Raw genomic sequence first — 20,516 nt, forward strand, 5'->3', positions numbered from 1 at the left:
AAAAGCAGCGTTTGATACGCTGCTTTTTTTATAAAGGTATGAACTGATTACAGTGTCTTTAAAACATCGTTCATGTTACGAACGGAATCAGCGCTTTTGTTGAAAACCTCTTGCTCTTGAGCATTCAGCTTATAATCAACAATCTTTTCCCAACCATTCTTGCCAATGATTACAGGAACGCCTAAGCAAATATCATTTTGTCCGTACTCGCCATTCAACGATACGCAACAAGCAAATAATTTCTTCTCATCACGTACAATGCTTTCTACTAAAGCGGCTCCGGCTGCACCAGGTGCATACCAGGCAGATGTACCAATCAGTTTCGTTAAAGTAGCACCACCAACCATTGTATCAGCTACAATTTTTTGTTGTTGCTCTTCGCTCAGGAACTCAGTTACAGGAGCACTGTTCCAGGTAGCGTAACGGATTAAAGGAATCATAGTTGTATCGCCATGACCACCAATTACTACAGCATTCAAGTCGTTAGGAGAGCAGTTCAATGCCTGGCTCAAGTAAAACTTAAAGCGAGAGCTATCCAGGATACCACCCATACCAATGATACGGTTCTTTGGCAGACCACTGGTTTGCTGGGTCAGGTAAGTCATTGTATCCATTGGGTTAGAGATCACAATGATGATAGCCTCTGGAGAGTGCTGCAAAATATTTTGAGTAACGCCTCTTACGATGTTGGCATTAGTACCAATCAGCTCTTCGCGGGTCATACCGGGCTTACGAGGAATACCTGAAGTAATAACCACTACGCTAGATCCAGCTGTTTTGCTGTAATCGTTAGTGCTACCAGTAATTTTTGTGTCAAAACCTAACAAAGCAGCGGTTTGCATCATATCGATGGCCTTACCTTCTGCCAATCCTTCTTTAATATCCAGCAATACCAATTCTTCGCACAATTCTTTGCGGGCTATGTTATCCGCTACTGTTGCACCAACGGCACCAGCGCCTACAACCGTAATTTTCATTGAACTCAGTGTTTATGGGTAAAAATATAATTTGCGGTGCAAAGGTAGGGGCCTTGAGCTATGCAAATATTAAATTGTGTGATCGGCACATGAAGGGGGATAGCTGCAAGCTAAACGCTATACGCTGTACGCAAATGAATAGGCTCATAATGCGTGGCGCGTGCAGCGTAAAGCGTATAGCGTAAAGCCTTTACAGCTGCCCACTATTCTTAAACGTCTCAATAATCTTTTTTATCGGCATGGAGCCTTCGAAACCTTTGATTAGCTGTCCTTTTTTATCATAAAAGCCTAAGTAGGGGAGGCTGTGCATGTCATAAAAGCCCTGTAATATATAATAGATATCACGCCCTGCCACTACATTATCCAATTGGTTAAGGTGGTATTGCTGTACAAATGCATTCATTTGGGAAATGCTGTGCATTGTGGCCATAACTATTTGTATACCCTTCAACTCGTCTTTATACTTTACCAACTCTTCGGCTGTATGTTGGCAGTGGCTGCACTCTGGACTAAAAAGCATGATCAGTACAGGCTTCTTTTTAGGCAGATTGTCCTTTGTGTACTTGGTAGCACTATCGCCCAATAATAATTGTAAAGGGGGAAGAGTTGGATATTTTTTGTAGGGTGGCGTTGTGCTGTCTACTTGGGAAAGTCCGGCTATTGTACCTAAACAAAGGAAAAGGGTAATTAGAAATCGCATATCCAAAGAAACAAAAAGAAACTGAAGAGGATGATAGTTTTAAGGATTTGAAAATAGAAGCTTGGTATTTAAAATTGGACGTTCCATACATTGCCTCAATCTAAGTGGACAAGAGAGCCGCGGAAGAAGGGCTTGGCGGAGAAGGACGGGAACAAGAAACAAGGAATAAGGGAGGAAGAAGTAAGGCCTAGATGGGTTGCTACCAGTTTACCCTTTTTCCTACTCATTGGTCGACCTTTCTTTGGGATTTCTTCGAGACTTGTTCGAGAGTTCTTCGAAGCCGCCCGAAGGATTCCCGAACAAGTCTCGAAGAATCTCCGAAGAAAAGGGTTAAAAAGCCCCTGCAAAGGTCAAAACTGCCGCCTACAACCTAGGTGCCTTTCTAGCGTTACAGAAGGTAAAAAGCCTACTATTTATAGGTGATGATCCTATCAATCCCATAAATCCCATATATCCGCGGTTCTTTTTCTCCTTAGCTCTATGCGGAACCATTCTCTCCACAGGGTGAAACTTACCTAAGAAACTTGGCCAATAGTGATTTTCCGTTACTTTTGCCGCCTAAAACCGTAATACATACAATTTTATGGCAACTACTTCTGATATCAGCCGTGGCCTTATAATCAAGCTGGACGGCAGCCTTTATAAGATAGTGGAGTTTGGCGAAAACAAAACAGCGCGTGCTGCCGCTAAAGTGTGGGCTAAATTAACGGGTGTGGATAACAACCGTACCATTGAAAAAACGTGGAACAGTGGTGATACTATTTACCCTGTTCGTGTAGAGAGAAAAGAATACCAGTACCTATATAAGGATGATACTGGCTACAATTTCATGGATAACGAAACCTTTGAGCAGGTAGCAGTTGCAGAAGCACTGGTAGACGCCCCTCAATTCCTGAAAGAAGGTGATGTTGTTTCTGTACTGTTTAATACAGAAACAGAGACTCCAATGAACGTAGAATTGCCTGAAAAGATCGTGGTAAAAGTTACTTACAGCGAGCCTGGTTTAAGAGGTGATACGGCTACCCGTACATTGAAGCCTGCTACTGTTGAAACAGGTGCAACTGTAATGGTGCCTTTATTTGTAAATGAAGGTGAAATGATTCGTGTAAACACCAAGACTGGTGAATACGTAGAAAGAGTAAAATAATTGAACTAAGATTATTGGATATTATAAGATCATATGGAAAGCTTCTCGTAAGGAAGCTTTCTTATTATCAGCATTTTTTTTACATCATCCAATTATATCCTATAAATCGCGGTTCTTGCATATCTTAGCCGCCTGTTTAAACCAAAACCCCAAACAAATTGAAACAAATGGATTTCAAACAGATACAAGAGTTGATCAAGTTGGTTAATGAGTCCAACTTGGGCGAAGTAACTATCGAGCAGAAAGAATTTAAGATTTCTATTAAAGCAAAAGAGGAGCAAGTAACACAGATTGTTGCATCCAGCGTGACATCAGCTCCAGTATATTCTCAGTTGCCACAAGCAGCACCACAAGCTGCGTTGCCACAGGCTGCTGCACCAGCTGCGCCTGCCGCTGCTGCTGCTCCTAGCAATACAGTAACGATCAAGAGCCCTATGATCGGAACATTCTACCGTCGTCCGGCACCTGATAAACCCGACTTTGTAGACGTGGGTACAGAGGTGTCTCCAGGCAAGGTGGTATGTATCATTGAGGCTATGAAGTTGTTCAATGAAATTGAAAGTGAAGTAAAGGGTAAGATCGTTAAGATCCTGGTAGAAGATGCTTCTCCAGTTGAGTACGATCAGCCATTATTCTTAGTAGAACCTGCGTAAATATAATTTGGCGATGTGCTAATTTAGAAATTTGGTAATTCTTGTTGCCAGATATTCATATTCAGTTCATTGCCAAATCTTCAATTACCAAATTAAATACCGTGTTTAAAAAAATATTAATTGCCAACCGTGGCGAGATTGCTTTACGTGTTATCCGTACAGCTCGTGAAATGGGCATTAAGACGGTGGCTGTTTATTCTACTGCAGATAGAGACAGCTTGCATGTAAAATTTGCTGATGAGGCGGTTTGTATTGGTAAGCCTCAAAGCAGTGAATCTTATTTAAATATTCCGCATATCATGGCGGCTTGTGAGATCACCAATGCCGATGCCATTCACCCTGGTTATGGTTTCCTGGCTGAAAACGCTAAGTTCTCACAGATCTGCGCTGACCATGGTATTAAGTTTATTGGACCTACCCCAGATATGATCACCCGGATGGGTGATAAGATCACGGCCAAAGAGACCATGATCAAAGCTGGTGTACCCGTTATTCCAGGTAGTCAAGGTTTGCTGGAAAGCCTGGAGCAAGCTAAGGGAGAGGCTAAAGAAATGGGTTATCCTGTTATCTTAAAAGCTACTGCCGGTGGTGGTGGTAAAGGTATGCGTGTAGTATGGGAAGAATCTGAAATAGAAAGAGCCTATAACACAGCTAAAGCTGAAGCAGGTGCAGCCTTTAAGAATGATGGTATCTATATGGAGAAGTTCATCGAAGAACCACGCCATATAGAAATCCAGGTAGCTGGCGACCGCTATGGTACCGTATGCCACTTAAGTGAGCGTGACTGCTCTATTCAGCGCCGTCACCAGAAGCTGGTAGAAGAATCACCTTCTCCGTTTATGACGCCTGAACTGCGTCAGAAAATGGGAGAGGCTGCTAAAAAAGCTGCAGCCGCTATCAACTACGAGAGTGTAGGTACTATTGAATTCCTGGTAGATAAGCATCGCAACTTCTACTTTATGGAAATGAATACTCGTATCCAGGTAGAACACTGCGTAACGGAAGAAGTGATCAACTTCGATCTGATCAAAGAACAGATCAAGATAGCCCAGGGAGAAAAGATCTCTGGTAAAGATTATGAGCCTACAATGCATGCCATTGAGTGCCGTATCAATGCTGAAGATCCATATAACGACTTTCGTCCTTCACCAGGTAAGATCACCGTATTACACCAGCCGGGTGGACACGGTGTACGCGTAGATAGCCATGTGTATGCAGGGTATGTTATTCCGCCGTATTACGATTCTATGATTGGTAAACTAATAACGGTAGCACAAACACGCCAGGAAGCTATCGATACTATGTATCGTGCCCTGAGTGAGTATGTGATTGAAGGCGTTAAAACCACTATTCCTTTCCATTTGCAATTGATGCAAAATGAAAAGTTCAGAGCCGGTGATTTTAATACCAAGTTCTTAGAAACCTTTAAAATGCAATAAAGTAAAAACCCCGCGAAAGCGGGGTTTTTTGTTACTATAGAAAAAACACTACTTAGTTCTTTTTGCCTTTGCCTTTTCCATTATTTCCATTGGAATAGTTACTGCTTTTGTGCGGATTGCCTTTTCCTTTCTCCCAACCATAGTGGTTACCATTATTTCCTTTGTTTTTATTATTACCGTCGTAATCATCATCATCATGGTGACGGTATCTTCTATCATCATCACGACGATCGTTGTAATTGCGGCCATTAATCTGGCGAATCACACGTGCCCTGTCGTTATTCAGATCGCGGATAATTCTTTCTTTTTCAGCATTAGATAGACGTGAGTTATTGCGGATAGAGCGGATTTTAGCATCGTAATCGCGGTTTACCTGGTCTATCTGTGCCTGGCGGCTACCGCTGGTTGGGTAGGTACCAGGATAAGGATAATTGGTATTAGTGCCTTTTTCATCATAGATGCTCCGATCGCCACCTAAAATAACATCCCTGGAATTGCGGGTATCCTTATCGGTTTTAGTATCTGCGCCACCACCGCTTAAAATAACTCTTCTGGCTTTATCCTGCTCAGAGGTCTGAGCAAAGGCAGCTGTAACAGCGCCTACACAGAATAATAGGGTAACAATTTTTTTCATAGTTAGTGTTTTTATTTTCATAGATAACTAATAGAAAGACATGCCAGAGTAGCCGAAGTTTAAACTTGCTTTGTTAAAAGATTTACAAATGGATGGGTTTATTCCAGTGTGCTTACCAGTAAGTTGGTAGCTATCTTTTCACTTAGAATTACCTCTTTTTTTTGAATAGAAACGAGCAAGGAATTGTCAAAACTGTTCTGTTCCAGTAGTTTAACCTTTGTTTTAAGCTGAATCTGAAGTTTACTTAAAAGCTTTAAAAACTGGTCGTCGGTATCGTCTAGCCGAATAATCTCGTACATTTTCCCAATTTGACCTTCTGATAGAGGGATGGCAGCTGAATATTTGATCTTGCCCTTTTTATCGGGTATAGGATCACCATGAGGGTCAAAACTAGGGAATTCTAAAAAGGCCTCTAGGCGGTTAATAAGGTCATCTGATTCAATATGTTCTAACTGCTCAGCCAGGTCGTGCACTTCATTCCATTGGTAGTTTAGCTTTTCTACCAGAAATACTTCCCATAGGCGGTGCTTGCGTATAGTGAGCAGTGCTTTCTTTTTACCTTTTTCAGTGAGCGCTATGCTTTTATCGGCATGCACCTCTATATCATTTCGGCTAGCCAGTTTGCGCACCATTTCCAATACGGTAGCGGGGTTTAGGTCAAGAGTCTTAGCCAATGCAATATTGTTGACCTTCTTTACCTGCTTGCTGCTGAGCTTATAGAGTGCCTTCAAATAGTTTTCTTCTGAGTGATGCTCAAAGTGTCGCATACTTCAAAAATATAAATAGGTTTTGTATATTTATTTTATTTGGTATACCAAATAAAATATGTTGGGTATTTTAAAGATGGAATAACTTCGTTGTATGATTAGGCAGTTGAGCATTTTGGTTATAAGCTTATTGTGGGTGAGCGTCTGTTGTGGGCAATTGGATAAATTGAAGTTGAGAGGGTTGGTGCAAGCGGAGGGCAAACCATTAGCAAATGTTACCGTGCAGGTAAATAAGCAAGAAATCTTAACGGACTCTTTAGGCGCGTTTGTTATAGATCTTGTAACAGGTACTTACCAGGTAAAGGCTTCTATGGTGGGTTACGAGCCTTTTGCTAATAAGCTACTGTTCAAGGCTGATACAAGCTTTGTTATTGAATTGGAAAAGACGGTTACGGCCCTGAATGAAGTGGTTGTTACAGGTACAATGCGCCCAGTACAAAAGCTACAAAGCCCTATAAGCGTAGAAGTATATACGCCGCAATTCTTTAAGAAGAACCCAACACCCAGCATCTTTGAAGCTTTACAAGGTGTAAACGGCATACGGCCGCAGATCAATTGTAATGTGTGTAATACAGGCGACATTCATATCAATGGATTAGAAGGTCCTTACACTATGATCACGATTGATGGAATGCCTATTGTAAGCAGTTTATCGAGCGTATATGGATTGTTTGGTATACCGCATCAAATGATTGAAAGAGTAGAAGTGGTGAAGGGACCGGCTTCCGGGCTCTATGGGTCGGAAGCTATTGGAGGTTTGATCAATATTATCACGAAGTCGCCAGAAAGGGCACCAAGGTTTAGTGCGAACGTCATGACTACTTCTTGGCTGGAGCATAATGTGGATTTGGGCACCAAGTTTCAATTGGGGAAGCTACGCTCTTTAATTGGGGTAAATTACTTTAATTATACAAAGCCGATAGATAAGAACGATGATCTGTTTACAGATGTAACCCTGCAGCACCGCATTACTGTATTCAATAAATGGAGTTTAGAACGTAAGGCTAATCGAATTGCTTCATTGGCAGCCCGCTATTTTTATGAAGATCGTTGGGGTGGAGAAATGAATTGGAGTAAACAATACAGAGGAACTGATATATCATATGGTGAAAGTATTTACACCAATCGCTGGGAGTTGATTGGTGCTTATCAGCTGCCAATAAATACCCCTATTGTATTAAATTTCTCCAGTACGCAGCATGATCAGAACTCCTATTATGGCACTACGTTTTATAAAGGGGAGCAGCGTATTTCTTATGCGCAATTGTTGTGGAATAAAGATCTTACTGCCCGACAACATTTATTGGTAGGTGCAGGTGGACGTTATAATTTTTATGATGATAATACCGTGGCAACGTTTGATACACTAACAAAACATAATCAGCCAGAGTGTTATTTTATACCTGCTCTTTTTGTACAGCATGAGTGGGACTGGCGCGAGAATCATACCTTATTGACTGGCTTGCGTTATGATCACCATAGTGTGCATGGAAGCATCTTTACGCCGCGCATAGCCTATAAGTGGAAAGTAGATGACAAGCAGGTAGTTCGCTTAAATGCTGGTACTGGCTTTAGAGTGGTAAACCTGTTTACAGAAGAACATGCCGCATTAACAGGAGCACGTGCAGTGGAGGTGGAAGAAGAGTTGAAACCTGAGACTAGTTACAATGTGAATTTGAATTATACGGCTGGCTTTGGGACAGCGAGTAAGATCTTTCAACTAGATGGCTCAGTTTGGTATACTTATTTTCATAACCAGATTGCACCAGATTATGACAGTGACCCTAATAAGATCAAGTATTCTAACCTTAAGGGATTTGCCGTATCGAAAGGAATATCGTTATCAATAGACGCGAATATCCAACAGCGGTTAAAAGGAACCATTGGAATGACCTTTCAAGATGTAACGCGTACCGAAGAAAAGAAAGGGCAACGCATAAAGCAACGGCCGGTATTAAATGAGCGGTGGACTGGCACATGGGCCATAGCGTATACGTTGCCAGAAGCAGGTATTACATTTGATTATACCGGTAACATATATGGACCAATGCGACTGCCACTAGCCTCTGCGCATGATCCCCGTCCATCAACATCTCCCGTATGGAGCCTGCAAAACATTCAGGTTACTAAGTGGATCAAGAAAGGTGTTGAGGTGTATGGTGGTGTAAAAAACTTGCTGAATTGGACTCCTGCAAAGAGCAGTCCCTTCCTGATAGCCCGTTCTCAAGACCCCTTTGATAAAAAGCTGGATTATAACGGTGATGGGCATACGGATTTAGATGCTAATGGCCAAGTGTTGGTAACCGCCGAGAACCCATATGGGTTAACCTTTGACCCCACATATGTATATGGACCTAACCAAGGCATACGAGCTTTTGTAGGGCTTAGGCTAACATGGAAATAAAGTTATTGTTCAAATAAGGAAAACGTACCGCCAACCCATTCTTTGTCTTTGTTGTAGCGTACACCTACCATCTTCCCTTTACTTAAACGCGCCAGATTGCAAGTGGCAATAGGGCGCGGCGCTCCTGGCTCCCAGAAATAGAACAGGCGGATTTCTGCTTTGGCCGGTTCGTCTGGTGTTTCAATAACATTCGCATATTGCACTTTACGTTGTAGTATCCAATTTTCAGGATCAGGTATTTGTTCCATTTGCTCTTTAGTAACATCTATAATTACGCCTTGGCCTGCAAAAGAGAAGAGTGGTTTTACTACATAGTTCTCCAGATCGGCTGGAAGTGTTGTTACTGTATTTAAGAATTTGGTTTCGGGCACGTATGGATGATCTATAAAGGGCAAGGTATATTTACTAAGCCTGTAAAACCAATTAGGATGAGGTACCCAGGTAACATTGAGTTCTTGTTGAAAGATGCGGCCTTTTTCCTGTACTTCCTTAGGTTGTTGAAACAGATCATCAAATATGAGACGGTTGTAAATGCGTTCCACCTTAGTCTTTTGCCCATCGCGCATATAAAATAAGTCTTTGCCTTCCTGTATCAATTTGGTAAGGCAAACTGTTTTAATGCCTAAGAACTGTTCTGTGGCAAAGAAGTCGACACGCGTTTTTTGTTGCTCAGGAAATATTTCCAGTAGAATTACATTCTCTGGTTTGGCCTCTGCTACTATTATTTTACGCAACAGATCAGTATAGGATTCTCTATTAAACTCATTTAGGTAAATGGAATAATTATCAGGTTTGCCAAAATGCTTTTCATGCATCTCTGGTAATAGCACCTGCCAGGTAAATAAGGTAGGGAATCCTTGCATTTCTATCAGCTGTGGTTCCAGTTCTCCTTTTTCATTTTGACAAATGCCAAAGTCAAAAGCAATGAAGTGAGGATGAGCATCTTCATTGGGCACTTTAAGATGATCAGGTATGGCCCTTTCACTTTGTTTTTGATAGGCCGGTGTTGTAATTACATCAATTATGCTTTCACAAGCATTCAACATTTTTTGTGTAAAAGACGTAGGTATATAGATGGGTGTTTCGGCAATGCGGAACTCTAGCTGGTCGGGAAATATATTGCTTAAGTCCTTAATAAAAGCGTCATATTTTTCCTTTGTGAAATGCTCGTTATATTGTTTGCGCAATGCCGGAACCATTGTAAATAATTTGTAATTAAGTTAAGGAAGTTTTGATTTCTGCTATTTAGAAATTGGATCTCTAATGTAGTTCTATTTTGATCAGTTTGTATAAGCCTACAATGCTTCAATGTATAAATCCTGATTCTTATAATCTATTTATCTATCAGTTTCTATCTTTTCTTAAAGGTTAATTACCTCTCATTTGAGGGCTATTAATCTTTTAAATAAATAGTAGAAAAACAGATGAAGTTGACAACTTTTTAAATGCCGCGAATGTCTATTAGTTACTTCTTTCTCTATGAAGTATTATAGGCGGTAGAGGCTATCTTTTAAATGGCGTTTAAATAATAGTACAAGCGGTAGTAGTGTTAGCTCTGGCTCTAATACTTGAGAGTGCAAATCATGTTTTGATAGTGCAACAAGGGATATTGATCGGCAGCCTAAGTCATATAAAAATATGGATGAATGATAGTGTATTTAGAAGTTTAATTGCCTCTTCTGGTAGTGTATTTATAAGCCATAATTATATAGTTGCCGCTTGTCACTTTTCACTCCGTTGCTGAAAATTACAATACAAATTGTTAATGCAATCTGTAAACAAGTTACTGATGAAATGTAACTCATACTCTTTCAGTGAGAAGTGCTATTGTTATTTTCAATCCTATGTAATCCTTGTCAGTAGTGCATTTTAGGTAAATTGGTATTAAGTGCCAACCATCATTTACAACTTTTTATCGGCTATAATACACTACTACCTTTATGTTGTTAAGCAGTAGAAAGCACCTACAGATTTATTACTACCAAACTATCAGTCCAATGGAGCAGTTGTGATGTCCTCAGTGGTTTTATTCTTTCACTTCTAAAACAATTATTATGAGAAGAAGCGTTTTATCATTCGTCTTGATATTAATTTCTGCTTTTGTTTTGGGACAAGAGCAGAAGAGTTCAACCGCCTCTTACGTTATTTTGGAAAAGCAGCCCGCTGCAATGATCGTATTGCCTTATTCTCAGGACGTAGTTCTTGATGCGATGAAGGAATTTGAAATAAATGCATACAAATCCAAAAAGAACCAGTCGACCGCATATCAGGCGTTCGATAACACGGATTTAATGAAAAAAAATGACAAGGGCGCTCCAATGGTTTTTCAAGTTGGGCCTATAGATAATCAAAAGGATAAATCTGTAGTGTATTTGATGTTGGATGCCCCCATTGAAAAAGGCGATTATGCAGGAACAGTTAATGAATTTGCATTGAATGATGCGTTGGCTTATTTGGATAACCTTTCTGTAGCTGTTGGTATAATTGGCTTGGATCGGCAAATTAAGGAGTATACCGCCCAACTGCATAAGGTAGAGAACGTTCAGGAGCGTTGTGCTAAAAAATGTGAAAGACTGGAAGATAGAAAGATGGCTATGCAGGAAAAATTAGCGCAGAATAAGAAAAGTAGTGTATCTAACAAAGATCACAGACTGGATCAACGACTAAAAGAAAGTCAAGAAGACCTGGCCATGCAAAAAGCTACTGCTGATAAACACAGGGCTGATTTAGCTTCATTAACTAATCAGCGGAACAGCTATATCACCAATCAACACAATAGTTTTCGTTAAAAACTCTGGGCAAGAGTCTTTGGTTAAGTAAGGTAGGGATGCTATTACGGCATCCCTATTTGTATTTAAGTATATATGAGTTTAACTAAGCCCAATTGAAATGAATAGACTCAGAATAAAAAAGCAGCAATTGTAGAATTGCTGCTTTTTGTCTGTCTAAAGTATTTGTTTATGTCGTAGGTACAGTATTATGCTTTACCGCTAAGTCTAAGAAGTTAGGCAGTAGATGGGCATAGGTCCACATAATTTTATCGGGGTCATTCAACTGTTCAATCATGCTCTTCCATTTTTCTTCTCCATGTGTTTCTATTACAATCTTCTTTTTTTCTTCAGTCTGCAGGTACATACTCATACCTATGGCATCGGCCTCTGGATGAAATTGGGTACCCATCATGTACTTATTAAACCGGATGCCCATCATAGCTTGTAAATAGGGCACATGGGGCCGATATTTTTCTATACACAACACTTCTGCTCCTAATTGATCCAGTCGATTCCAGTTAGGGTCAATTACTTGCCAGTCGCGGCTGTCTACCACATAAAAAGGATCCTTAAGGCCTTTGAATAATGGGTCTACCTGGCCTTCTTTCAATACATGTACCGGGAAAACACCAAAGGCTGTAGACTTGCGCTTGGCAACAGTACCTACCCCATAATGACGACAAATCAATTGAAAAGAGTGACAAATGAAGAAAACAAACTTCTTATTGGGTTTTGATGGATTAGCATTCCATTTTTCAACTGCTGAAAACCAATTAAAGTACGCTGCTTCCCAATCAGAGCCAATACTCTCTAAAGGAGAGCCTGGTCCGCCGCTGGAAATGTAAATATCATAACTCATGTCAGGCACCTGGCAATGCTGACGCACATCAAATTCATCCCACTCCAGTTCCAGGCTGTGAAACTCGCTCCATTGATTGAGTATTTCACGAATACAGCGCATGCCTTGATTGGCATGGCCTTCATAGAGGTCTAATATTGCTACTCGGATCATTTTCTTTACTTCTAAAAAAAGAGGGACAAAGTTACCTTCTTTCTGGTAAGCTACTTGCCATACACACGGTTTCCGCCTATATAAGTAGCCAAAACAGTGGTTTTTAACACGTCTGTAGGCAATACAGTCATCAAATCGCGGTCTAAAATGACAAAATCGGCAAACTTACCCTTCTCTAGACTACCTTTTTCGCCTTCTTCAAAATTGCTCTTAGCAGCCCAAATGGTCATGCCGCGAATGGCTTCTTCCCGGCTTAAGGCATTTTCCATTTGAAACCCGCCTGCAGGATATCCCTTTGCGTCTTGGCGAAACACACTAGCCAGGAAGGTTTTGAAAGGAGAGATGTCCTCAACAGGGAAATCGGTACCTAATGGTATCCAGCCATTTTGCTGCAGCAGTTGTTTATAAGCATAGGCTCCTTTTACGCGCTCATTTCCTAAGCGGTCAGCTGCCCAATACATATCAGATGTGCCATGTGTAGGCTGTACAGAAGGAACGATGTTATTCTGACCAAATAAATCAAAATCGGCCTGGTTGATCACCTGTGCATGCTCAATACGCCAGCGCTTGTCATTTTTGCCTTTTAAGTATTTAGCGTAAATGTTCAAAATAGCACGGTTGCCAGAGTCACCAATAGCATGTGTACACATTTGGAAATCTTTGCTGGCAATGATATTGGCTACTGAATCGAAATGAGAAAGGGGGCTTAACAAAAAGCCATACCAGTTGGGACGATCAGTATAAGGCTGCAGCAGACAAGCACCACGCGAGCCCAGCGCACCATCGGCATATACTTTAAACGAGCGTACACTCAAATGATCGGTTTTGATCTTGCCTTTATCAAAGATGTAATCATAGTTCTGTTTGGCATCGCTCAGCATGGCATACACTCTCATTTTCAGTTCACCTTTCTTTTGCAGCGAGTCAATTGTCAATACTTCACGATAATCTAATCCACAATCATCAACTGTGGTTAAGCCTACTGCAAAGCAGTTTTGTTGTGCTTGGTCTAATGCTTTTTTTATTTGTGCAGGTGTTGCCGCCGGTATTTTGGATGATACTAGATCTACAGCGTTATCTATTAATACACCTGTTAGCTTACCATCTTTTACTTCTACTTCACCGCCTGTCAGCGTTGCGCCTGGTTTCACACCTGCAAGGTCTAAAGCCTTTTGATTGGCAATAGCGGCATGGCCATCAATTCGGGTTAGTATTACAGGGCGACCAGGAAACAGTTGGTCTAACCTTTCTTTTGTGGGGTATTGTTTTACGTCCCAATCATTTTGATCCCATCCTCTTCCAATCAACCAACCTTCTTGGTTCTGTTGGGCAAAGGCTTGCAATTTAGTCAAGATATCTTCCCAACTGGTTGTGCCAACAAGGTCGGCCGTTTGTAAGCCTAAACCATAACGGTAAAAATGGGCATGTGCATCGATAAGACCGGGGTAGATGACCTTGCCTGCGGCGTCTACTTTATCCTTTGCACTATAGTTAGTGGTAATGTCTTTTGTTGTACCAACAGCGGCTATTTTACCATCTTTTATGGCCATAGCTTCTGCAATAGAAAAGCTGGAGTCAACAGTATAGATCTTCGCATTATATACGATCAGGTCTACATTCGATGCCGTATTACAGGCTATAAAAACAAAAGAAACAAGTAGAAGTTTAATTAGAATTCTCACTGTATTAATTTAAAAGGGGTAATGAATTATTGTTTGAATAATGCAGGATGTTTTTTATTGTGATCTGTACGGTCCTGATAAGCCTTAGCAAACTCTAAGATAGATGCCTCATCATAGAGATTGCCCAAAAGTGTAATGCTTTGTGGATTGCCAGACTTGTTGAATCCAATTGGGAAACATAAGGCCGGATTTCCGGTAAGATTGGTAATGCTCAATTGGCTGCCAGCAAATGTAGGTACAATCACTACATCGTAATCCTTCATAAAGTCTTGAATCTTTTGGTTTAAGGTAGAGCGATAGCGATTGGCATTGATATATTCAACTGCTGGAATATAGCGGGCTGCCCGCCAGGTGTTTGGCCAAAAGTTCTTGTCTTGCCGCTCAATAAGGTCATCTCGATTGCTGCGAGTGAGTTCATCAAATGCAGCAGCGCTTTCAGCATCTAGAATAATACTTACTAAGTTATTATTGTACACACCAGAGTCAGGAAATGTAACCGGAACGATATCAGCTCCCAAGGCTTTAAAATCTTCCAGTGCTTTCCATTCCAATGCATCTTTATTTAAGCGTTTAAAGTAGTTTTCAGCATAAGCAATGCGCATTTTCTTTACATCCTTTTTTGGTGAATAGTTGAAAGCATGATTTACAGCAGAAGGGTCTTTGCTATCTGTTCCATGTATGGCAGCATATACGATAGCACAATCTTCAGCACTGCGACAAATAGGCCCCGCTTTATCTAAACTCCAGCATAAGACCATAGCGCCCGAACGACTTACTGTACCAAATGTTGGGCGTAAGCCTGTAGCTCCTGTGCGAGTGGAAGGAGAGATAATAGAACCTAAGGTTTCAGTACCAATAGCAAATGGAAGCAGACCTGCTACTGTTGTAGCTGCTGAACCAGCCGAGGAGCCACTAGAGCCTTGACGCAAGTTCCAGGGATTATTAGTCCTGCCACCAAACCACAGATCATTAAAGGCTAGGGCGCCTAGCGAAAGCTTGGCGCACAATACAGCACCGGCTTTATGGAGTTGCTCATACACAAAGGAGTTTTCATCAATGACCTGGTCCTTATATGGCGTCGTGCCCCAAGTGGTTTTATACCCTTTTACAGCAAAAAGGTCTTTAAGGCCATAGGGAATACCCTGCAAAGGACCGCGGTAGATGCCTTTTTTCAAATCGGCATCTGCTTGTTGCGCCTCTTTTATGGCCAGATCTTCAGTTAGCGTAATGACAGCCTTTAATGAATCATCCCATTTCTTTAAGCGGTCAATAAAGAACTGCGTAAGTTCTACAGAACTTATCTTTTTATTTTTTATTAAGGAAGCTAATTGGGGTATGGAATAAAACGCAAGTTCCGCACGGTTCTTTGGCAATGCAACATTTGTGGGTATGTTCCACACAATCTTTTGTTGTTGAGTAGGAATGCTAAAGCCAATAGGAGCGGGGTTATAGGCAAACGGGTACGCAAGGTGGTTAGGTGGCATGCTGCGGTGCATACCTGCATAAATGGCCGTGTAGTCATTAATGCTTTCCAACATAGAGTCTGCTTCTGCTGAAGTAAAGTTTAAATGAAACAGTCCAGCTGTTTTCTGTAATAATTGAAGGGAGTCTTGTTTCGTTTGCGATAAAGCAGGAACGGAAATAAAAAGGGTTAACCCAACTAGTAGTTGTTTCATGTGTATTGTGATAAGTATCAAAGTAAAAAAATAATATTATCTTTTAATCACGATCAAATTGTTATGCGAACTTTTCTATATCTGTCCCTGCTTTTTATTATAGCGGCTTGTCAGCAAAAACAAACAGCAACTCCTACAGTAGCCGAGTATTTTAATTATGGAGATACCGGAGTACAAACGGCAGGTATCAAAATGATACCTATACATACACCCGTTGGTAATTTTAAAGTATGGACCAAGCGGTTTGGCAATAACCCGCGCATTAAAGTCTTGTTGTTACATGGCGGGCCTGCCATGACCCATGAATACATGGAAGCGTTTGAAAGCTTCTTCCCTAAAGAAGGCTTTGAATTTTATGAGTATGACCAATTAGGATCTTATTATTCTGATCAACCTATCGATAGCAGTTTATGGACAATTGATCGTTTTGTTGATGAAGTAGAGCAAGTGCGAAAGGCGTTGGACTTAACCAATGATAATTTCTATTTATTAGGTAACTCCTGGGGTGGCATTCTAGCTATGGAATATGCATTAAAGCATCAGCAAAACCTCAAGGGCTTGATAATCTGTAATATGATGGCAAGTGCACCTGAGTATGGCCGTTATGCTGAAGAGGTTTTGGCCAAGCAAATGGATCCAAAAGTCTTAGATACGGTTCGTCAGATAGAAGCAAGAGGGGATTTTTCCAATCCCAAGTATATGGAACTACTATTACCTAATTTCTATCATGAGCATTTGTGTCGTCTTGCAGAGTGGCCTGATCCTTTCAATCGTTCACTCAAGCATATTAACAGCTCTATTTATACATTGATGCAAGGGCCTTCTGAATTTGGTATTGCTGGCCGATTGGCAAACTGGGATATCACAAAACGATTACCTGAGATAACAGTGCCTACACTCACTGTTGGTGCCAAATACGACACCATGGACCCGGAACACATGAAGTGGATGAGCACACAGGTAAAGAAGGGCAGCTATTTGTATTGCCCTAACGGAAGCCATTTATCCATGTGGGATGACCAGAAGGTTTTTATGGATGGTGTGATCAGTTGGATCAAAAAGGTAGACCAGTCAGCCAATTAAACCGTTGTCGTTTGCAAATGGGCTGCTACCGCATGCAGTATTTCATTCATTAATACTGAAGATTCATCCAACGTGGCGTTGGCAAAGATCAATTGATTGGGACCAGTGGAGATGATCTTGTTACCAGGCAATTGCTCCATGATATCACTTGGAAGCATACTAATTGTATACTCCATAAAGAAGGGCGTTTGTCTAACAGCAATCATGGCTGTTAACAACGCGTTTTCATAGGAGAAGTTGATGGTGAAAATACGGGCCATGTTTTATCCATTTTATTGCTGCAAGCATGATAATGGTGGAATGCTTGCTATTAATTATCAGCAAGTTTTTTCATGGTACGGTTTGTCTAAACAAGATACAAAAACAATCTGGAAATTTATTTAACGTGTATTAAATACCTGTTAGAAACTGACTTTGAATATAGTCTGTTACACTTACTAAATTTTTTGATTCTTCATACACTTTCAATTGGCGGTCGGCACCAGTTCCGTTCTCCAACATCCTGTGTACATAATCAATACGATGACGAGAGCCCAAATGATCCACTACATCATCCACAAAATCAAGTAGTTCATAAATCAATACACGTGTATTGATTTCTTCTTCTTTTCCAAAGTCGATTAAGTAGCCGTCAATACCATAGCGGCTGGCGCGCCATTTATTCTCATTGATCAAGGCTCGTGAATACTGAATGTAGTTCATGTTCTGTTGCCGCAACTTATAAATCTTGGCACATATTGCCTGAAAGAGAGCTGCAATTGTTATGGTTTCATCAACAGTCATCGGCACATCACAGATTCTGAATTCCACTGTATTGAAGAAGGGGTGTACTCTTAAGTCCCACCAGATCTTTTTGGCATTGTCAATACAATTGGTTTTCATCAGCAACTTTACATAATTATCATAAGCCTCAATACTTTCAAATGCTTCTGGAATACCAGTGCGGGGAAACTTGTCAAACACTTTGGTTCTGTACGACTTATAACCTGTTTTACGTCCTTCCCAAAAAGGAGAGTTGGTACTTAGTGCATAAATATGCGGGAGAAAGTAACGTGTGCTATTGGCAATATGATTGGCCATCTCGCGGGTTTCCATGCCTACATGCACATGCAAACCAAAGATCAAATTGCTTCGGGCTGCTTCCTGTAGTTCATTTACGATCTCATTGTAGCGAATATGATCCGTAATTAATTGGCTTTCCCAGTGTGAAAAAGGATGCGTGCCAGATGCACCAATAGAATGCCCTAAACTTTGTGCAATATCTGAAATGGTTTTACGTAACAGAGCAATATCTGTGAACGCTTCATCTATATTCTGACAGATGTCTGTCCCCACTTCTACTACGGCCTGGTGCATTTCAGCCTTCACCTTGTCTTTGATGATCTTTTGACCTTCGTGTACAATGCGTTGTTCATGACTTTGTAGTTCCCGGGTAGCGGGATCCAGTACCATGTATTCTTCTTCAACGCCCAGTGTAAAACTCTTATAATTCAGATATGCCATGTAGTAATTCTATTTTGGATATTGCTTTTCTTTTGTTTGTTAGTTTGGTGTAAGTTGTACGTGAAACGTGAGCTAGGAGATCCCTCTTTCACGTTTATCGTTTCACCTTTCACAAGTGGCCTCTGCCTAGCTATTATCTGCAGCTTGCTCTCCTTTTCCGCGTTTAGCCTTTTTAGCAGGAGCCTTTGCTTTGCTTTCCACTTTTGCGGGTGCTTGCTTTTTCGGTGCTTTCGCTTTCGGTTCACCTGTTAACGGCATTCCCGCTACACTATGTTTTATATAATTACCCCAGGTTAGATTATCCTGTCCATCCTTTTGGGCCAACGCTCTTTCTATTGCATAGTTAGCTGCCGTTTCTACCACCCATTCAAAGTTGTCCTCACCCACACTGGTGCGTTCAGCATCAGGAGCCGGATTGCCAAAATCAATGGCATAAGGTACACCATCACGCACTGCTAATTCCACTGTGTTGAAATCGTAACCTAAATAATGGTTGATGCGTAAAACAATTTCTTCCATTTGCTTCAAGCGCTCCTGCGATGGCGTAAAGTTCGCTTCATAACGCTGGTGGTGGGGGTTGCGTGGTTCATACGGCATAATACGTACATATTTGCCACCAATGCAATAGCAGCGATAGTACTCTTCAAAAACGATCTCTTCTTGTAGTAGCATTACCAGTTGCCCGGTTTCTGCATGCTTCTGGTAAAATTCATCCATGTTATCCAGGCGGTATACATTTTTCCATCCGCCACCGGCATAGGGCTTCATGTAGGCAGGGAAACCTACATAATTAAAAATACCTTCCCAGTCTAGTGGATAGGCCAGGTTGGCAAACGACTCATTCTTGGTATCTACAGGCAGATCGTAAGAAGGAAGGATGGCTGTACGGGGAACTGGTACGCCAATTTGCGTCATCAGGCAATTGTTGAAGTACTTATCATCGGCACTCCACCAAAAAGGGTTGTTGATCACAGCCGTTCCGGTAAGAGCTGCATTTTTAAGCCAGGTGCGGTAGAATGGAACATCCTGTGAAATGCGGTCTACGATTACTGCATAGGGCGTTTTTTCACCTTGTGAGGCCTGGTCAATGCGTATGGGTTCCGCAGTAATGCCTTCAATATTTTTACTATTGATCCGTTCAATAAAGGCCATAGGGAAGCTGCGTTCCTGACCATAAAGAATACCAATCTTTTTCATTCAGGGAATTTAAGGGTGTGTATCAATGGGCTTAAAGTACAAATTAATTTCTTTCCCAAAAAAGAAATTGCAGAGAGTGGGTTTCGCACAGAGCGAAGGAGAAAAGGAGAAAGATTTCAAAATTTCTGATTTGAAGATTTCAGAGGCTTTTGGTTTCATTTTACATGCGCCATCACATCCGTCAGTTGTAAAGGCTTTTACTGTCACCATGAACTTTGGTACACCCCATCTTTAGCGGGGCTCTAGTACCCAAAAAACAATCCCGGCAGCTAAAGTAACCATGCAGTAAAAACCAACGAATCCTGTTAATCCTACTAATCCCATCCATCCGCGGTCCTTCATCACCGAATCGTCAGCCTACCTTCATGGTAGCTTCCGGGTAAAGCCATAGTAACGTCATAGTAACGCCCTACTAACCTGTGGGTAATCTGTAGGTTCACCCGTACCTCACCCGTATCTCGGCCCTACTACAGCCCTTCCTTCACCCGTATCCCGAGTAGGCAAGTGCATTAAAAACAGTAAGGAAATAGTTAATAAAATTGCAATATAAGAGCCCTAGAACCAGGCCCAAGCGAAGTGTTCCAAAGATACAAAACCGCACCCCTAATTACCAATTTCACCCTTTTCAACTTGTTAACCTGTCAACCCTTTTCCCTCTTTTCTTCCAATCCCCAATTCCTTCCTCCTTGCCAACTACCAACTGTCCTCTGCCAACTTTCCCTGCCTCCTTGCCCCTCTGCGCCTCCGCGAAACCTTACCGTTTATCCCGATTTCACATTTTTTTCATTTAACCTTGCGCTGTCAAGTTTGTCCAACGTAGGCTAATGGTTATTTTTACAGCTAAACGGCGTTTACCCTGAGGAAGATCAGT

17 protein-coding genes are annotated in these 20,516 nt (G+C 41.3%); 6 read left to right on the top strand and 11 right to left on the bottom strand.

Annotation, left to right across the window (positions count from 1 at the left end):
• Window positions 1-47: 47 nt before the first annotated feature.
• On the bottom strand, window positions 48-977 hold the full coding sequence (mdh, locus tag SY85_RS22690) for a malate dehydrogenase (protein ID WP_066408083.1): 930 nt from the start codon (window positions 975-977) through the stop codon (window positions 48-50).
• Between the two features lie 190 nt (window positions 978-1,167).
• Window positions 1,168-1,677: a TlpA family protein disulfide reductase gene (locus tag SY85_RS22695; RefSeq protein WP_148661264.1), complete on the bottom strand. Its 510-nt coding sequence runs from the start codon at window positions 1,675-1,677 to the stop codon at window positions 1,168-1,170.
• A 583-nt stretch (window positions 1,678-2,260) separates the two neighbouring features.
• On the opposite strand from SY85_RS22695, the gene efp reads away from it, so the two are divergent.
• The 3 genes from efp (at window position 2,261) to accC (ending at window position 4,916) form a co-directional block, all read left to right on the top strand.
• Window positions 2,261-2,824: an elongation factor P gene (gene efp / locus SY85_RS22705; protein ID WP_066408090.1), complete on the top strand. Its 564-nt coding sequence runs from the start codon at window positions 2,261-2,263 to the stop codon at window positions 2,822-2,824.
• A 167-nt stretch (window positions 2,825-2,991) separates the two neighbouring features.
• On the top strand, window positions 2,992-3,477 hold the full coding sequence (gene accB, locus SY85_RS22710; protein WP_066408092.1) for an acetyl-CoA carboxylase biotin carboxyl carrier protein: 486 nt from the start codon (window positions 2,992-2,994) through the stop codon (window positions 3,475-3,477).
• Window positions 3,478-3,578: 101 nt separating this feature from the next.
• Window positions 3,579-4,916 (top strand): acetyl-CoA carboxylase biotin carboxylase subunit, encoded by a 1,338-nt coding sequence (gene accC / locus SY85_RS22715; protein WP_066410081.1) that lies wholly within the window; start codon window positions 3,579-3,581, stop codon window positions 4,914-4,916.
• A 52-nt stretch (window positions 4,917-4,968) separates the two neighbouring features.
• On the opposite strand, the gene SY85_RS22720 is transcribed toward accC, so the two are convergent.
• Together SY85_RS22720 and SY85_RS22725 are read right to left on the bottom strand one after the other, a co-directional pair.
• The gene (locus SY85_RS22720) at window positions 4,969-5,550 is read right to left on the bottom strand and encodes a DUF1542 domain-containing protein (RefSeq protein ID WP_066408099.1); all 582 of its coding nucleotides are present in this window, start codon (window positions 5,548-5,550) and stop codon (window positions 4,969-4,971) included.
• A 98-nt stretch (window positions 5,551-5,648) separates the two neighbouring features.
• Entirely contained in the window at window positions 5,649-6,317 is a 669-nt protein-coding gene (locus SY85_RS22725) for a metal-dependent transcriptional regulator (protein WP_066408102.1), read from the bottom strand.
• Window positions 6,318-6,411: 94 nt separating this feature from the next.
• On the opposite strand from SY85_RS22725, the gene SY85_RS22730 reads away from it, so the two are divergent.
• Window positions 6,412-8,721, top strand: a complete 2,310-nt coding sequence (locus SY85_RS22730; RefSeq protein WP_066408103.1) for a TonB-dependent receptor — start codon at window positions 6,412-6,414, stop codon at window positions 8,719-8,721.
• 2 nt (window positions 8,722-8,723) lie between these two features.
• Here the strand turns inward: SY85_RS22730 and SY85_RS22735 are convergent, their stop codons facing one another.
• A complete protein-coding gene (locus tag SY85_RS22735) occupies window positions 8,724-9,920 on the bottom strand; it encodes a hypothetical protein (RefSeq protein WP_066408106.1) in 1,197 nt (398 codons plus the stop codon).
• Between the two features lie 855 nt (window positions 9,921-10,775).
• Here SY85_RS22735 and SY85_RS22740 point away from each other — a divergent pair.
• A complete protein-coding gene (locus SY85_RS22740; RefSeq protein ID WP_066408109.1) occupies window positions 10,776-11,510 on the top strand; it encodes a hypothetical protein in 735 nt (244 codons plus the stop codon).
• Window positions 11,511-11,679: 169 nt separating this feature from the next.
• Here SY85_RS22740 and SY85_RS22745 read toward each other — a convergent pair whose 3' ends face one another.
• The 3 genes from SY85_RS22745 to SY85_RS22755 are packed head-to-tail and all read right to left on the bottom strand — an operon-like array spanning window position 11,680 to window position 15,862.
• On the bottom strand, window positions 11,680-12,504 hold the full coding sequence (locus tag SY85_RS22745) for a type 1 glutamine amidotransferase (RefSeq protein ID WP_066408115.1): 825 nt from the start codon (window positions 12,502-12,504) through the stop codon (window positions 11,680-11,682).
• Window positions 12,505-12,554: 50 nt separating this feature from the next.
• Window positions 12,555-14,186, bottom strand: a complete 1,632-nt coding sequence (locus SY85_RS22750) for an amidohydrolase (protein ID WP_066408117.1) — start codon at window positions 14,184-14,186, stop codon at window positions 12,555-12,557.
• 26 nt (window positions 14,187-14,212) lie between these two features.
• On the bottom strand, window positions 14,213-15,862 hold the full coding sequence (locus SY85_RS22755; RefSeq protein ID WP_066408119.1) for an amidase: 1,650 nt from the start codon (window positions 15,860-15,862) through the stop codon (window positions 14,213-14,215).
• A gap of 63 nt (window positions 15,863-15,925) precedes the next feature.
• Between SY85_RS22755 and SY85_RS22760 the strand changes: the two genes are divergently transcribed.
• Entirely contained in the window at window positions 15,926-16,945 is a 1,020-nt protein-coding gene (locus tag SY85_RS22760; protein ID WP_066408121.1) for a proline iminopeptidase-family hydrolase, read from the top strand.
• Here the strand turns inward: SY85_RS22760 and SY85_RS22765 are convergent.
• The 3 genes from SY85_RS22765 to SY85_RS22775 form a co-directional block, all read right to left on the bottom strand.
• On the bottom strand, window positions 16,942-17,205 hold the full coding sequence (locus tag SY85_RS22765) for a hypothetical protein (protein ID WP_066408130.1): 264 nt from the start codon (window positions 17,203-17,205) through the stop codon (window positions 16,942-16,944). The genes SY85_RS22760 and SY85_RS22765 overlap by 4 nt on opposite strands.
• Before the next feature lie 130 nt (window positions 17,206-17,335).
• Complete coding sequence (locus SY85_RS22770) at window positions 17,336-18,448, bottom strand: carboxylate-amine ligase (RefSeq protein ID WP_066408132.1); 1,113 nt, start codon at window positions 18,446-18,448, stop codon at window positions 17,336-17,338.
• Between the two features lie 126 nt (window positions 18,449-18,574).
• Window positions 18,575-19,645 carry an ATP-grasp domain-containing protein gene (locus tag SY85_RS22775; RefSeq protein ID WP_066408135.1) on the bottom strand — a complete coding sequence of 357 codons (1,071 nt, stop codon included), beginning with the start codon at window positions 19,643-19,645 and terminating at the stop codon, window positions 18,575-18,577.
• Between the last annotated feature and the right edge of the window lie 871 nt (window positions 19,646-20,516).

Source organism: Flavisolibacter tropicus, assembly GCF_001644645.1.
Classification (GTDB): Bacteria; Bacteroidota; Bacteroidia; order Chitinophagales; family Chitinophagaceae; genus Flavisolibacter; species Flavisolibacter tropicus.

Excerpts from the sequence above, each read along its gene's own strand:
- SY85_RS22760 (WP_066408121.1), top strand. The coding sequence starts at position 15,926 with ATGCGAACTTTTCTATATCTGTCCCTGCTTTTTATTATAGCGGCTTGT.
- SY85_RS22740 (WP_066408109.1), top strand. The coding sequence starts at position 10,776 with ATGAGAAGAAGCGTTTTATCATTCGTCTTGATATTAATTTCTGCTTTT.
- SY85_RS22770 (WP_066408132.1), bottom strand. The coding sequence starts at position 18,448 with ATGGCATATCTGAATTATAAGAGTTTTACACTGGGCGTTGAAGAAGAA.
- SY85_RS22695 (WP_148661264.1), bottom strand. The coding sequence starts at position 1,677 with ATGCGATTTCTAATTACCCTTTTCCTTTGTTTAGGTACAATAGCCGGA.
- mdh (WP_066408083.1), bottom strand. The coding sequence starts at position 977 with ATGAAAATTACGGTTGTAGGCGCTGGTGCCGTTGGTGCAACAGTAGCG.
- SY85_RS22755 (WP_066408119.1), bottom strand. The coding sequence starts at position 15,862 with ATGAAACAACTACTAGTTGGGTTAACCCTTTTTATTTCCGTTCCTGCT.
- SY85_RS22735 (WP_066408106.1), bottom strand. The coding sequence starts at position 9,920 with ATGGTTCCGGCATTGCGCAAACAATATAACGAGCATTTCACAAAGGAA.
- efp (WP_066408090.1), top strand. The coding sequence starts at position 2,261 with ATGGCAACTACTTCTGATATCAGCCGTGGCCTTATAATCAAGCTGGAC.
- SY85_RS22765 (WP_066408130.1), bottom strand. The coding sequence starts at position 17,205 with ATGGCCCGTATTTTCACCATCAACTTCTCCTATGAAAACGCGTTGTTA.
- SY85_RS22730 (WP_066408103.1), top strand. The coding sequence starts at position 6,412 with ATGATTAGGCAGTTGAGCATTTTGGTTATAAGCTTATTGTGGGTGAGC.
- SY85_RS22720 (WP_066408099.1), bottom strand. The coding sequence starts at position 5,550 with ATGAAAAAAATTGTTACCCTATTATTCTGTGTAGGCGCTGTTACAGCT.
- SY85_RS22725 (WP_066408102.1), bottom strand. The coding sequence starts at position 6,317 with ATGCGACACTTTGAGCATCACTCAGAAGAAAACTATTTGAAGGCACTC.
- SY85_RS22745 (WP_066408115.1), bottom strand. The coding sequence starts at position 12,504 with ATGATCCGAGTAGCAATATTAGACCTCTATGAAGGCCATGCCAATCAA.
- accB (WP_066408092.1), top strand. The coding sequence starts at position 2,992 with ATGGATTTCAAACAGATACAAGAGTTGATCAAGTTGGTTAATGAGTCC.
- SY85_RS22775 (WP_066408135.1), bottom strand. The coding sequence starts at position 19,645 with ATGAAAAAGATTGGTATTCTTTATGGTCAGGAACGCAGCTTCCCTATG.